Origin of the sequence: Pseudoalteromonas shioyasakiensis, assembly GCA_013391845.1 — a bacterium.
GTDB lineage: Bacteria > Pseudomonadota > Gammaproteobacteria > Enterobacterales > Alteromonadaceae > Pseudoalteromonas > Pseudoalteromonas apostichopi.
Genome location: CP058414.1, coordinates 1,829,226 through 1,843,124, shown reverse-complemented (window position 1 = coordinate 1,843,124; position 13,899 = coordinate 1,829,226). Strand labels below are relative to the sequence as shown.

Below are 13,899 nucleotides of genomic sequence, written 5' to 3'. Positions count from 1 at the left end.
CTAAAAAATAATACCTTTGATGACTTACAGACGATTTACTTTATCGATCAAAATAACTTTATTGCTGCCCATCCTGATAACAGTAAAGTTGATACCCTTGAAACTAACCAAATGCTATTAAAGCAGCTTAATCCAAAGCAAAATACCATTGTAGCTATGGAGCAACAATATGCTGTTGCTGTACCAATTAGCAACTTTCAGGGCGAAAATATCGGTTATGTTATTGTGAGCTTTTCAGATAAAGACTTAGCATTAAAAACTAAATCTATCATTAGTAATGCTGTGTCACTATTTGCAATCTACCTTTTAACTGCACTCATCATCGCCTACATCATTATTCGCCGTATTATCTTGCAGCCAATTGATCAGCTTGTTGAGTTTTCTCATGCTGTGACCACTGGTGACCTAAACTGCCCTATTAACATAAAAAGCCAAGATGAGATTGGCACCCTTGCCAGTGGCTTTAAAATGATGCGTGCTGCGGTTAGGCAACAGATTAACAGCATGCATGAACAACATAGTTTACTCGAAGATACCGTTGCTAAACGAACTCAAGAGTATCTTGATGCTAAAGAGCAAGCTGAGCAATCAAATCAGGCTAAAAGCCGCTTTTTAGCCAATATGTCCCATGAACTTAGAACTCCGCTTAATGCAGTGTTAGGCTTCAGCCAGTTACTGCAAGATAGCGAAACAGATAAAAATAAACGTCGTTACTTAGAAGCAATTTCAATCTCGGGTAATTCCCTGCTTAATGTACTAAATGACATTCTAGATTTATCAAAAATCGATGCTGGTAAAATGCAACTCGATATTGAGCGTGTAGAAATCCCTAAAATGTGCCATGAGCTTAATATGATGTTTTTACAACTCAGTGCACAAAAAGATCTCGACTTACAAATAAGCTCTCATCCCGAGTTAACAACCCCTGTATTACTTGATAGCAATAAAGTGCGCCAAGTACTAACCAACTTAATCAGTAATGCCATTAAGTTCACTGCACAAGGCAGTGTCAAAGTGTATTTTGACTTTAAAGCTCACGATGATAACAGTAATATCGACATATGTATTCATGTTAAAGACACAGGTAAAGGTATTCCTAAAGATCAACAAGATCTTATTTTTAATGATTTTGAACAAGTACAAGGCCAACGTAGTTCTGAGTTTGGTGGAACCGGATTAGGTCTAGCTATTTCTTTGCGCTTTATCAAGCTAATGGGTGGTGATTTATCAGTGATCAGCGAAAAAGGCCGAGGTAGTGAATTTATTGTATCGTTACCAAACGTTGAATTGGCCGAATCAAAAACCGAAGTTGAGCATCGTAATTACCCTGCCATTTCAAGCTATCATTTTAATCCTGCACGTATTTTAATTGTTGATGATATCCCTTATAACCGAGACTATTTAGAGTCCTTCTTATCACGCTGGAGCTTTACTATAGATACAGCTATCAACGGAGAAGATGCGCTTAATAAAATGGAGCAACATCAACCTGACTTGATCATTATGGATTTAAAAATGCCCGTAATGGGCGGTTTAGAGGCAAGTCAATTAATTCGTAGTGATGATCGCTTTAAACATATTCCAATCATTGCAGTTACAGCGTCAACGCTAAAAGATGATAAGGCGCAATCGAATATTTTGACAGACTACATTATTAGTAAGCCAATTTACCGCGAGCACCTTATTTTTATCATCGCTCAATATTTAGATTAGTCGCGTTTTTTCATCGCTATGGCATTCATACAATAACGTAAACCAGTTGGTGGTGGACCGTCAGGGAAGACATGGCCCAAATGCGCGTCGCAAACATTGCAAATAGCTTCTATTCGTTGCATACCATGACTAGAATCAGCCACATAAGCAATACTTTCAAGACTGCTAGGCTGTGTAAACGAAGGCCAGCCGGTGCCACTATCGAACTTTTCATCGCCGTCAAACAATAAATTGTCACAACAGGCACACGCATATTGACCAGGTTCAAATAATGTACATGAATCAGAGCTGTGCGGGCGTTCTGTGCCTTTTAAGCGAGTAACATAAAATGTGTCTTGTTCGAGCTCAGCTTGCCACTCAGATGGCGACTTCTCGACTCGACGTGGAGGTGTTGGGTTACCATTATGGGCAAACTCTAGAATATCTTGCCAAGTTAACATAGTGTTCCCTCAGGGTTGAATACAACAGTTGCACAGTACAACACAAGCACTGCAATGGGCAAGCAACATTAGTTTAATTGTAAACGGATATCTATTTTAGAACGCTCGCGCTCAGAGAGTAGTTGCTCTAAATGACTTTTAATTATATCGCTGCGAACACTTAATATTGCGGTTGATTTCTGCTCTTTGATATCAGTTACATGGATGATACCTTCACCAATTTCAATCTGCTTTATTTGGCCAATTAATACAAACTCAGCTTTGCGTTTGAAATCGAATAAACCCGCTAAGCTTATTAGTGCTAGCTGATTCACATCACGTTTTAATAAGTCAGTAATGGGATTGCGTGCTACAAATAACGGCGTAACTCGATAAAGGCTTGATAGGGTTATAAAACCCCATAACATCACAAACAACGAGAATGCAGCACTGTGCCAAAGTGGTGTAAATACCCATAAAGCAATTAAAACGAGCGCGATTGTGAATGATATTTTTGCTAAAAGCTTATTAATTACCAGCATTGTGCTGCCCTATTTTTTCTCTATTGGATCTGGCCAATCATTAAAAAAAACTGATAGATATCTGCTTTTTAATAAATATAACAGCACCCATAACACCAGTACCATTTGGCTGGCTAAAAACAACGAAAACTGATAATGGCTGTGTGCTGCCTGATAGGTTAACCAGCTTAAATCTGTAATTGCACACAGAATTAATGGCCAGCGCATAAACCGCCAAATAGACGCTAAACGTTTTGCACTTATGGCGTTTTCTTGTGGCCTGCGTAAGCAAAAGATCACTGCCGGTAATAAGGCAATCGCAGCAATCGCAATTGCTGTAAAGAAATCGCTTTTAGCTTTAAAAAACAGCGACATTATATCTAAATCAGGGCGGCGACTCAGCGCCGCTATTATCCAGATAAAATAACTTCGCAAAAGCACTAGTAAGGTTAAATGAAACGCTAATGGGGTACGATAAGCACCGTGTTTATCCCAGTATTCTGGGCCATAGCGATTCATATCTGGTTCTTCTTATCGGCAATGATGCCAAGTACAAAAAACGCAGCCGTAAGTGTAAGCGCCAGCCATTTAACACCGAGTAGCAGTAGCAACTTACTTAAAAATGGAGTTACAAACACCACAAGTAAGCCCATACCAAACCCTGTGACCAACACAAAGCAAAGCACGCGAATAATAAAGTGACGACGCGCTACAAAGCGCTTGGTCACTTTAATAATGTCGTTTGCATACAAGGATAAAAAGCACACCACCAGCAATAATGAAATATTGTAAAGGTGTGGTTGCAGCCAGCTGCCAATTGTAAAAGCAACTGACGACAATGCCTGCAATAGACTATCCATTGTGCTCACTTAAAAGTGCAATGAGGTCAGCCTCAGTTAACACATCAATACCTAAGTCTTGTGCTTTTGTTAATTTTGAGCCCGCTTTTTCACCCGCAATAAGCGCATCTGTTTTCGCCGATACACTACCCGACACTTTTGCACCTAACGCTTGTAAACGTGCTTTTGCATCATTACGGTTAAGTTCACTCAATGTGCCGGTCAGTACGTAAGTTAAGCCAGCTAATGGCTGCGCATCGGCACTTGGAGCCGTTAACTCTGGCCAGTGAATACCTTGCTCAATTAGCGCATTAACCACGTCCATATTGTGCTCTTCGCTAAAGAAGCCACGAACGTGCTTGGCAACAATCTCACCTACGTCACTTACTTCTGTTAACGCATCAACGCTTGCTTGAGTGATTTTTTCTAGCGTTAAAAAATGGTTTGCTAAGTTTTGCGCGGTTGCTTCACCCACTTCGCGAATACCTAACGAATATAAGAATTTAGCTAAGGTTGTTTGTTTCGCATCTTGTAGTGCATTAACTAAGTTCTTAGCAGATTTAGGGCCCATTCGCTCTAATGATTCAAAATGCCCTTGTTTAAGGATAAATAAATCAGCAGGCGTTTTGATAAGCTCACGATCAACAAGTTGATCAACAATCTTATCGCCTAAACCATCAACATCAAGGGCTTTTCGTGACGCAAAATGTTTAATTGCTTGCTTACGCTGCGCTTGGCACACTAAACCACCGGTACAACGAGCAACCGCTTCACCTTCAATGCGTTCCACATGTGAGTCACAAATTGGGCAAGTAGCTGGAAATTCAATTTCTTTAGCATCGTCAGGGCGACGTTCAAGTACAACTTGGGTAATTTGCGGAATAACATCACCCGCTCGGCGAATAATCACAGTATCGCCAATTTTAACGCCTAAACGGGCAATTTCATCGCCGTTATGAAGCGTTGCATTAGACACTGTAACGCCCCCCACAAATACTGGCTCTAGTCGTGCAACTGGTGTAATTGCGCCAGTGCGACCTACCTGAAACTCAACATCAAGTAATTGTGTGATTTCTTCTTGTGCGGGAAACTTAAAGGCAATTGCCCAGCGTGGTGCACGTGCCACAAAGCCTAAACGCTCTTGTAGCTTTTTGTCGTTTACTTTGATAACAACACCGTCAATTTCGTAGGCAAGATCACTACGACGCGTCAAGATGTCTTGATAATAATCAAGAGCAGCTTGCTGACCTTCAACGAGTTTTGTTTCTGGGCACAGAGGTAACCCCCAATCAGTAAGTTTAGCAAGCTGTTGATAATGATCTTCTGGTAGCTGCCCATCCGCAACAAGCCCAGTACTGTAGGCATAAAACATCAGTGGACGTTTTGCTGTTACTTTAGAATCAAGCTGGCGTAGGCTACCAGCAGCAGCATTACGCGGGTTTACAAACACCTTGTCGCCGCGTTTTTCAGCTTCACTATTAAGCTTGGCAAAACCAGCGCTATCCATAAATACTTCACCGCGTACTTCTAGTTCTGCGGGGAAGTCATCGCCACGTAACTTCAGCGGTACATTGCGAATCGTTTTTACATTCTGGGTGATATTTTCGCCCACCATGCCATCGCCACGAGTAGCGGCTTGTACTAAAACGCCATTACGATAAATAATTGATACCGCTAAACCATCAAGCTTTGGCTCACAGCAAAAGGTTAGCTCTTTGTTATCCATTACACGTTCTTTTATACGACGGTTAAAGGCAGCAAACTCTTCTTCTGAAAAAGCATTATCAAGTGACAGCATAGGCACTTGGTGAGTTACTTGTTCAAACTTATCAAGTGCAGCGCCACCGACTTTTTGCGTGGGTGAATCTGGGCTTTGAAACTCAGGATTCGCTTGCTCAAGCGCACTTAACTCACGCATTAGACGGTCATATTCAGCATCAGGAATGCTTGGTGCATCCAGCACATAGTAATTATGGTTATGCTCTTCTAACTGGGCACGTAGTTGGCTAATTTGCTCAAAGATAGGGCTGGACATGAAAACCTCAAAAATCTACATAAAAAAAGCCACTTAGACGACTTAACGCCAAGTGGCCTAATACTTATCATCTGTGCGTGCGATTAAGCTGAAAAGCTGCGAACTTTCTCAACATACTCACGAACGCTTTCAACCGTCATTTCTTCACGGTTGCTATCTAAAATAGTTGCGCCAAATTCATCGGCTAACTTTTTAGCTGCACTGTGCAACATATTAAATGCACTTAGACCATCACCATCACATGGAAGGGTCATAAATAAGCTAATTCCCGCAGTGCTAAATTGTTCCATATTATCAATATCGAACGTGCCAGGGTTATACATATTCACTAAACGGAATAAAACAGGACCAGTGCCTGCTGGGTCTAAATGACGGTTAAAGAAACCTTCTTCAGAGTACTTAAAACCTAACATATTAACAGCTGGTAATAGTTGGCTGCCAGCCATGGTTAAGCCTTCTGGCATTTGTAAATGCACAATAATGAAATCACTTGGTCCTTGAGCATCTGCTTGCTCTTGATCTGTTTCTTCTTGCTGAATCTCAGTTTCTTCAACCACTTCTTCTGAAACAACCGGTTCATCGTGACTTTCTGCTGAAAAGCTTAAATCACCAAACTCTGGTTCATCACGCTCTTGTGACATTGCTTTCGTTGGTTCTTGAACTTCACTGGTTGTTTCAGTTGGTTCAACCCGTTCCACTGAAGGCGCATCTGGGCTGTCCTTTTTTCGCACCGACCATAAGCCGTGAATTAATAAACCACCAATGACAAATACACTGATTACGATTAAAGCCCATCTTAATTCTTCGGCCATCCCCTCACCTTTATTATTTGATATGCCTAATTAAATTTTATGCTTGTGCCATTTGCACAGCTTGTTCTATATCTACAGCCACCATACGAGATACGCCTGGCTCAGCCATAGTTACACCAGTCAACCTGCCTGCCATTTCCATAGCAATTTTGTTATGACTAATATAAATAAATTGTACTGATTGTGACATCTCTTCTACCAAACGGCAAAAACGACCCACGTTCGCATCATCCAATGGTGCATCCACTTCATCTAGCATACAGAATGGAGCTGGATTGAGCCTGAATATTGAAAACACCAATGATAATGCGGTCAGCGCTTTTTCTCCACCACTAAGCAGGTGAATTGTCGAATTTTTCTTTCCAGGTGGTCTAGCCATGATGCTCACCCCACTTTCAAGTAGATCATCACTGGTCAATTCGAGGTAAGCACTGCCACCACCAAATACTTTCGGGAATAATTCCCCAAAGTCTGTATTTACTTGTTCAAACGTCGCCTTAAAACGGTTTTTTGTTTCTCGGTCTATTTTTTGAATCGCCCCTTCCAGGGTATTTAGCGCTTGCGTTAAATCATCAAGTTGCTGATTTAAATAATCGCTGCGTTGTTTAGCCTGCTCAAACTCATCAATTGCCGCTAAATTCACAGCGCCGAGCTCATTTAAAGCTTGTGTGGTTTTTGTCAGCCTAGTTTGCATGCTATTTAAATTGGCATTGTCAGGCAATTCTTCAAGTACTGTTTTTAAATTTTGTTCCAGTTCTGCAAGTGGCTCTAAAGCCGCTTGAGCTTTAACGATTAAACTTTGCTCATCCAGTGCTAATGCTTGCAACTGCTCTTGTAGCGTAACTAGCTCAGATTGCGATGATTTCAGCGCTGTTTGCTTATCAGCAAGCTCCTTTTTAGCTTGACTCAAGGCCGCTTGCAAGTTTTTCAGCTCAACATCACTTTGTTGATGCTTTTCAAGCAGTAGCATAATTTGCTCTGTCACCTCTTCAAGCGGGATCACTAATTCTTCTAGCTGCTCGTTGAGCTCTAATACCGCTTCACTCGCAGCATTTTGCGCTGCATTGGCGTGTTGCAATTTAGTTTCGCTAAGTTGACACTCACTGCGAGCTTTTTGCTCAGCCAAGTTTGCTTGATGCGCCTGAGTTTTATATTGCTCAAGCTGAGAAGCAACTTGGCGATAACGGTTATTTGCCTCAGTTTGCTGGTGTTTTGCTTGCTCTAACTCAATTTCAAGTTCTAATTGCTGCTCTAGCAATTGTTCAAGTAAACACTGCTGAGTTTGTTGCTGCTCATCAGCATTTTGCTTTTGCTCAGCCAATAAAGTTTGACGCTGCTGTAACTTTACAAGCTGGTTTTGCCACTGCGTTTGCTGCTCTAGCAACATGTCACGTCGCGTGCTGGCCGATGCTATCTGCTGAGCCGCTTGGTGAATTCGCTCTCTGTATTGCTCTTTGTCAGCGATAAGCGTTTTCTTATGTGCTAGATGCTCATTTAGCAATTGCTGCTTTGTTTCTAATTGCTCGTTGAGTTCTTCATCTAACTGCTGTGCATCACTGAGCTGGGCATGCTTTAAAAGCAATGAATTATCGGCGTCTTTATTGGCATTAGAGTGAAAGTTACGCCCATGAATATGGCCTTCTTCATCAATAACAGCTAACCAAAAAGGATCCGCTAAAATAGCTTCATCAAAATGGGGTTGAAAAGCAAACCGTGCTAATAAATCAGGGTAAACACCCGTTTCGATATAATTAGCTAATGACTCTTTTGGTAACGCAGCACTATCAGTCGCAGGCCAAACACTGTTAGCCTCTTTATGTTGATTCACCTTTAGATGCTCTAGACCTAGCAGAGCTTGCTCAACTAAAGGCTCAAAGCCAGAAGTAACTTTTAACTGCGCTAATAAAGAGACACTCCCGCTGTCAGTTTGCTCTACTAGCAAGGAATTAAGCGCAGCAATGCTGGCTCTATTTTCATTACTGTGCTGTTGAACCCGTCTAAAATCCTGTTCTAAGTGCTGTTGCTCTTTATCAGCTTGTTCTAGATTCTGAGTTAGCTTATTCAGCGCACTTTGCTGCTGCGCAAGTTCTTTTGTCAATGTTTGAATATGCTGTTGCTGCTCAGCAATTTGTGCTGCAACTGGGGTGGCTTCAAGCTCACTAATTTCAGCGGCGAGTTGTGCCTGCTGAGATTCAAGTTGTGCAAGTGTCTGTGCAAAATGCCTTAGCTGACTTTTTGCGACAGTAATATCACTGCTATGAGCTTGATTTTTCTGTAATACGCTTTGATATTGCTCATTAGCACTTTGCGTGCTTTGCTGTTGCAAAGCAACTTGTTCTTCAACCTCTGCTACTTGCTCAGCGCACAACAAACTTTGCTCAATCGCTTCTTGTAGCTGCTCTTGTAAAATGGCGGCTGAGGCGTGTTGCTCTTCTTGCAGCTCTTTATTTTGTAACTGCAGTTGTTGCTGTTTGATAAGGTTTTGGCTAAGTGTTTGCTGTTGCTGCTTTAAGCTGATCTGTTGCTGCTCTTTGCGCGTCAAATCAGTGTGTGTTTGATGCTGAGCCTGCTGTGCGTCTTGCAGTTTTTGCTGCTCAAGCTGCACCTGATTTTCAAGACTTGCTAAAACATCATCATGGCCAGAATGCGCTTCTTTAAAGAACTTGATTTGCTCTTTAAGTTTATTAATTTGCTCAGCTTTCTCGATTTGTTGTTGGTGTAACTTCTGCCACTTTAAAACCGCAATTTGCCCTTTTAAGGTGCGCTCAGTGGCTTTTAGCTCTCGGTATTTTTTAGCATCGACTGATTGCACCGCAAGCTTATCAAGCTGTGTTTGTAATTCCTGTCTTACATCAAGTAAACGTTCAAGGTTTTCGCGGGTACTTTTAATGCGGGTTTGCGTTTCACGTCGACGCTCTTTGTATTTTGAAACCCCCGCGGCTTCCTCTAAAAAAACACGTAAATCAGCCGGTTTGCTCTCAATTAAACGCGAGATCATGCCCTGCTCAATAATCGCATAGCTGCGCGGGCCAAGACCAGTGCCTAAAAAGATATCGGTAATATCACGCTTACGGCATTTACTGCCATTTAGGAAATAAATTGACTGGCCATCTCGCGTCACTAAACGCTTAATCGCCACTTGGTTTCGATCAGCAAAGGTATTTGGAAGGTGACCACTAGTGTTATCAAAAACTAATTCAACAGAGGCTTGCGAAATAGGTTTTCGATTAGTAGAGCCATTAAAAATAACATCGGTCATGGCATCGCCACGTAAGTTTTTAGCTGAGCTTTCACCTAGCACCCAACGCACTGCATCGATGACATTTGATTTGCCACAGCCGTTCGGGCCGACAACACACGTCATCTGATCAGGAAATGGGATCTTAGTGGGTTCAACAAACGATTTGAAACCCGCTAATTTTATGGTGCTTAAGCGCATCTAATTGTTTTACCGATTTTTATTGTTATTCTTCAATTTAACCCATTTTAGGGTAAAAGGTTAAGCGTGGCGTTTAAAATTATCTAAAATAATACCCGTTGCCATGGCTACATTAAGCGATTCTGCTTGGCCATAAGCCGGAATGGTTATTTTATCAGTAACTAAGCTTTCGCAATCAGCACGTATACCATGAGATTCACTGCCCATAAGTAATACGGCATCTTGCTTAAGAGCAGTTTTGTGAATGTTCTCACCTTCTAAAAATGCACCATACACAGGAAGATTTAAGCTAGGTAAGTAACTGGTTAAGTCGGTTTGTGAGACACACACGCGAGCAAATGAGCCCATGGTTGCGCTAATAGTTTTCGGGTTATAAGCATCCGCACTGTCTGTGCTGGTAACAATATGCTTAATACCATACCAATCAGCAACACGAATAATCGTTCCTAAATTCCCCGGATCCGACACACCATCAAGGGCTAAAATAAGTCCTGATGTTGGTAATGCTTGCTGACTTGGCATATCAACAACAGCAATGGCGGCGTTGTTACTAACGAGCGTACTGGCTTTAGTTAGGCTGTCTTCGTCTGCTTCAATGACTTGATGGGCTGCAAGCGCAGATTGGTGCGCAGAAATAAATGCAGGGGTCGCAAAAATATGGGCAACACTTAAACCACTGTTTAGTAATTCAAGTACATTTTTTTCGCCTTGAACAAGGTACTGGTTATATTGCTTTCGGTATTTCTTTTGACCTAATGCACGAATTAGTTTCAGTTGGTTTTTTGAAATCATAACAGCCTCATAAAATGATGGTCTAGTATATCACCAAGGTCACAGATTCTGTACTCGAAAAACCAAGGGGAAAGTGCCAATTGCTTATTCAATCAGCACTTTTAAGAGACACTAGCTAATTTTTGTCAGCCATTCATTTAACCATGGCTCAGTAACAGGCCAAGGCTCAAAATCTTCACAGGCATCAATTTCTAAGCGATGACCAACAGGTTTTGCCTGTAAATCACGAAACAGCTCATCAAAACTGCGACCTGCGCCACAAAACGTATCGCCATAGCTACGGTCACCCATAGCAATAATGCCGTATTGCTTGCCTGTTAACATAGGGAATTGATCATTCAGTTGGCTGTATAAAGCGACTAAGTTATCAGGAATATCCCCCTGACCCGTCGTTGAAGTGATCACTAAAATATGTGACGCAGCCAGCATGTCATCGGCCGTGCCATTTTCAACTAATTGCGCTTGATGCTCTGACTTTTCAATGACTTCAATAACTTGTTCGCTTAAGCGCTCGGCACCGCCGTAAACACTGCCGACAAAAATACTAATGGTTGCCATAATAATCCTTTTCTTCTGTTGGCCAGCCAAGTTGCTGGCAAATCGTTAACATTGCATCGCCTAATGGCGCTTTAATTGTTATTGGTTGCTTGCTATAAGGGTGCACAAACTTTAATTCAGAGGCAAATAACATTAAACGACGAAGCTGAAAATGTTCTCTAAAAAATTGATTATGCTGATTATCACCATGATTTACATCACCAATAATTGGCAATGATAAATGCTTTAAATGACGACGAATTTGATGCTTGCGACCAGTTTTTGGAAAACACTCCACCAGCGAGTAACGAAACTGTTGGGTACTTACCTATTGGAATAGGTAAGCTTGCTTGGTGCAGGCAATGAAATTGCGTTTGTGCTTCTTGCGGTGCTTTATCTTGATCAGCAAACTTATCGGCAATTTTATCAAGCTCTTCTTTTAAAGGTTTATCTAAGAAGATTGATTCGTTTAAAAAGCCTCTGACTAAAGCTAAGTAACGTTTTTCAATTTGCCCATCAATAAATAACTGGTTCATGTCACGGGCTGCTTCTGAACTTAACGCAAACAGCAATACGCCGGACGTTGGTCTATCTAAACGATGTACAGGAAACACGTGTTGACCAACTTGGTCACGCAGCATTTGCATAGCAAATTGGGTTTCGTGTTTATCTAAAAACGAACGGTGAACCAATAAACCTGACGGTTTATCAATCGCAATGTAATTTTCATCGCGGTACAAAATCGTTAACTCGTCAAATTGTGGCTTAACAATCTCTTGCATGTTAGTTATCACTTAAAAGTTGATCGAGTTTTTGTAAAACGGTAATCACATCATTTCCGCCACTGTGTTGTGCCAGCATCATTTCAGCCATAGGTGCAATTGCAAAATTACGGGGTAAAGGCTGAGCATGTGCAATTAAGGTATGCATTTTTTCAAGAAAAACAAATTGCAGCCATTGCTCAAAGGCCATAGTGTCGTGGCAAAACGGTACACTTGAATTGAGCGCACTTGGGTCAATGGCTGTTGTTTGCCAAAATGAATGGCGTTGTAATGTGGATTCTAATTCGCGCAGCAGCGCCAAAGTCTGTTGATGCATTGTAAAACTCTTAATACCTTTTTACTTAGGGAAGGTAAACAGACCCTAGTATACCCTGTTCCAAGGCGCCATGGTATGGCGTATAATTCACGACTGATATAGATTAATAACGGTAATTGAGATTTTATGACTGAGCAGATCGCCACTTTAGGGCAACTTCTGGATGCAGCAGGTACCACTTGGCGTGCCTTCGATATTGGCAGACACATCACTAAATTAGACAAAAAACAATTTCTTGCCATTGAAGAGACAAAAATCCCTTACCCATACCCGCTTGCTGGTCATGCTTGGCTTGCTATTCAATTTTGGGATGTAAAAGCGTCTAAAGAACCTTATGTATGGTTTTTAAAATTCCCACTAGATGAGCAAAGCCGCCTAGTAAGCGCAAGCCGCGACCACTTCGCGAATATGGTAATTGAAGCACTCGGCACTGAAATTACCAGTGAAAATGCCGAAGGCAAACTAGATAACAATCCGTATGTATTTACGCCAAACGCGAACAAGCTAGCAGCATTTAATGCGCAGGTTAAATGTTTACTTAAACAAAGTGCCTCACAGTATTACGAATATGCTCAGCTTTATTTTTCAGGCAAGCTTGGTTTTGATAATTGGCAAAGTGTTGCAGTACAAGGTATTGCTGATTTTGCAATGCGTTTAGATAACGACAACAACTTAGCGAACCTACAAGCAGCTTGGGGGCAATTACCTGTAGAAGTATTACAGCCGCTTAGTGCCATGCTTGAACATGTTGCAATCGAACCCGTGTTTGCAGAGCAATTGTTAGCCTATGGTTTAAATGCCATAGAGCATAAAGACGACATCGCCCTTGCCGCAGCTCTTAGAAGTTTATCAAAAACACCGGCGCAAGGTTTAACTGCACAACTTGTTGATGCTGTATTACGCTCGGATATGAACAACCACTCTGATGTACTATTAACGATTGCAGGGCGTTGTTTTAGCACGCTAGAAGACCCTGACCGCTTACATGTGTTTATGGATTGCTGTGCGCACCATACTGAGATTGAGCAGCTGTTTGTGAGTATTTTCACCGATTTAGTTGCAATTCCTAGTATTCGCCCTCACTTACTTGGTTTATTAAGACAAGAAAATCGTAGCGAAACACTCGCTCGAGCAATTGGAAGGTTATTTTCGTAAATGGCAGGTTTGTGGACACTCATCATCATTGGCAGCATCATCTATTTTTTTTGGTTAAACAGAAAAGTAGCCGAAGCTGCTAACCTTCATGCGCAGAGACAAATTGAGCAATTGAATGTGCAATTGATGAGTGTTGCTTGTAACAAACGCAGAATTGGCATTTTAAAAAGCGGTAAACCAGGCATTAAAAGCGAGTTTATTTTTGAGTTTTCAAGTGATGGACAAAGCGTGTATCAAGGTGTTTTGATCATGGAAAATGAACTGCTTAAAAGTGTAGTAATACCGCCCCATAAGATTTAAGTTGCGAGTTGCGAGTTGCGAGTTGCGAGTTGCGAGTTGCGAGTTGCGAGTTGCGAGTTGCGAGTTGCGAGTTGCGAGTTTTACAAATTAACTGTTACTGCGAAAAATGCAAACCCTATAAAGAACTAAGGCGTAGCTATTAGCCACGCCCCAATCTTGCTACTTCCATGATTAAGTATCCTTACTTACGCCGAAGCTGCCTTTTTATCTTTCCCCTGAACGGGTATACATCCGATACA

Annotated in this window: 13 protein-coding genes and 1 pseudogene; 3 read left to right on the top strand and 11 right to left on the bottom strand. The window is 41.6% G+C overall.

What is annotated here, in order from left to right; genetic code table 11:
• Positions 1-111 precede the first annotated feature (111 nt).
• Positions 112-1,713 carry a response regulator gene (locus HYD28_08370; protein QLE08991.1) on the top strand — a complete coding sequence of 534 codons (1,602 nt, stop codon included), beginning with the start codon at positions 112-114 and terminating at the stop codon, positions 1,711-1,713.
• Here the strand turns inward: HYD28_08370 and msrB are convergent.
• From msrB to HYD28_08315, 11 genes and pseudogenes are all read right to left on the bottom strand, one after another.
• Positions 1,710-2,153: a peptide-methionine (R)-S-oxide reductase MsrB gene (gene msrB / locus HYD28_08365; GenBank protein QLE08990.1), complete on the bottom strand. Its 444-nt coding sequence runs from the start codon at positions 2,151-2,153 to the stop codon at positions 1,710-1,712. The genes HYD28_08370 and msrB overlap by 4 nt on opposite strands.
• A gap of 68 nt (positions 2,154-2,221) precedes the next feature.
• Positions 2,222-2,674: a hypothetical protein gene (locus HYD28_08360; protein QLE08989.1), complete on the bottom strand. Its 453-nt coding sequence runs from the start codon at positions 2,672-2,674 to the stop codon at positions 2,222-2,224.
• Positions 2,675-2,683: 9 nt separating this feature from the next.
• Positions 2,684-3,172, bottom strand: a complete 489-nt coding sequence (locus HYD28_08355; protein ID QLE08988.1) for a DUF2919 domain-containing protein — start codon at positions 3,170-3,172, stop codon at positions 2,684-2,686.
• Positions 3,169-3,513 (bottom strand): DUF3392 family protein, encoded by a 345-nt coding sequence (locus HYD28_08350; protein ID QLE08987.1) that lies wholly within the window; start codon positions 3,511-3,513, stop codon positions 3,169-3,171. Before HYD28_08350 ends, HYD28_08355 begins: the two co-directional genes overlap by 4 nt.
• Positions 3,506-5,527, bottom strand: coding sequence for an NAD-dependent DNA ligase LigA (ligA, locus tag HYD28_08345; GenBank protein QLE08986.1), 2,022 nt, complete (start codon positions 5,525-5,527; stop codon positions 3,506-3,508). Before ligA ends, HYD28_08350 begins: the two co-directional genes overlap by 8 nt.
• An 83-nt stretch (positions 5,528-5,610) precedes the next feature.
• Positions 5,611-6,339: a cell division protein ZipA gene (gene zipA / locus HYD28_08340; GenBank protein QLE08985.1), complete on the bottom strand. Its 729-nt coding sequence runs from the start codon at positions 6,337-6,339 to the stop codon at positions 5,611-5,613.
• A 37-nt stretch (positions 6,340-6,376) separates the two neighbouring features.
• Positions 6,377-9,778, bottom strand: a complete 3,402-nt coding sequence (locus HYD28_08335; protein QLE08984.1) for an AAA family ATPase — start codon at positions 9,776-9,778, stop codon at positions 6,377-6,379.
• A gap of 60 nt (positions 9,779-9,838) precedes the next feature.
• Positions 9,839-10,570, bottom strand: a complete 732-nt coding sequence (locus HYD28_08330; protein ID QLE08983.1) for an RNA methyltransferase — start codon at positions 10,568-10,570, stop codon at positions 9,839-9,841.
• A gap of 111 nt (positions 10,571-10,681) precedes the next feature.
• Positions 10,682-11,128, bottom strand: coding sequence for a flavodoxin (locus HYD28_08325; protein QLE08982.1), 447 nt, complete (start codon positions 11,126-11,128; stop codon positions 10,682-10,684).
• Positions 11,115-11,889 (bottom strand): annotated as a pseudogene (gene truC, locus HYD28_08320) (tRNA pseudouridine(65) synthase TruC). The gene HYD28_08325 and the pseudogene truC overlap by 14 nt, the downstream one beginning before the upstream one ends.
• 1 nt (position 11,890) lies before the next feature.
• On the bottom strand, positions 11,891-12,205 hold the full coding sequence (locus tag HYD28_08315) for a YqcC family protein (protein ID QLE08981.1): 315 nt from the start codon (positions 12,203-12,205) through the stop codon (positions 11,891-11,893).
• A 126-nt stretch (positions 12,206-12,331) separates the two neighbouring features.
• Between HYD28_08315 and HYD28_08310 the strand changes: the two genes are divergently transcribed.
• Both HYD28_08310 and HYD28_08305 read left to right on the top strand, forming a co-directional pair.
• Positions 12,332-13,360 carry a DUF3549 family protein gene (locus HYD28_08310; GenBank protein QLE08980.1) on the top strand — a complete coding sequence of 343 codons (1,029 nt, stop codon included), beginning with the start codon at positions 12,332-12,334 and terminating at the stop codon, positions 13,358-13,360.
• On the top strand, positions 13,361-13,660 hold the full coding sequence (locus tag HYD28_08305) for a DUF3301 domain-containing protein (protein ID QLE08979.1): 300 nt from the start codon (positions 13,361-13,363) through the stop codon (positions 13,658-13,660).
• Positions 13,661-13,899 lie beyond the last annotated feature (239 nt).

Bases quoted from the DNA above. Each gene is read 5' to 3' on its own strand.
- HYD28_08370 (QLE08991.1), top strand. From the start codon at position 112: ATGCTATTAAAGCAGCTTAATCCAAAGCAAAATACCATTGTAGCTATG.
- msrB (QLE08990.1), bottom strand. From the start codon at position 2,153: ATGTTAACTTGGCAAGATATTCTAGAGTTTGCCCATAATGGTAACCCA.
- HYD28_08360 (QLE08989.1), bottom strand. From the start codon at position 2,674: ATGCTGGTAATTAATAAGCTTTTAGCAAAAATATCATTCACAATCGCG.
- HYD28_08355 (QLE08988.1), bottom strand. From the start codon at position 3,172: ATGAATCGCTATGGCCCAGAATACTGGGATAAACACGGTGCTTATCGT.
- HYD28_08350 (QLE08987.1), bottom strand. From the start codon at position 3,513: ATGGATAGTCTATTGCAGGCATTGTCGTCAGTTGCTTTTACAATTGGC.
- ligA (QLE08986.1), bottom strand. From the start codon at position 5,527: ATGTCCAGCCCTATCTTTGAGCAAATTAGCCAACTACGTGCCCAGTTA.
- zipA (QLE08985.1), bottom strand. From the start codon at position 6,339: ATGGCCGAAGAATTAAGATGGGCTTTAATCGTAATCAGTGTATTTGTC.
- HYD28_08335 (QLE08984.1), bottom strand. From the start codon at position 9,778: ATGCGCTTAAGCACCATAAAATTAGCGGGTTTCAAATCGTTTGTTGAA.
- HYD28_08330 (QLE08983.1), bottom strand. From the start codon at position 10,570: ATGATTTCAAAAAACCAACTGAAACTAATTCGTGCATTAGGTCAAAAG.
- HYD28_08325 (QLE08982.1), bottom strand. From the start codon at position 11,128: ATGGCAACCATTAGTATTTTTGTCGGCAGTGTTTACGGCGGTGCCGAG.
- HYD28_08315 (QLE08981.1), bottom strand. From the start codon at position 12,205: ATGCATCAACAGACTTTGGCGCTGCTGCGCGAATTAGAATCCACATTA.
- HYD28_08310 (QLE08980.1), top strand. From the start codon at position 12,332: ATGACTGAGCAGATCGCCACTTTAGGGCAACTTCTGGATGCAGCAGGT.
- HYD28_08305 (QLE08979.1), top strand. From the start codon at position 13,361: ATGGCAGGTTTGTGGACACTCATCATCATTGGCAGCATCATCTATTTT.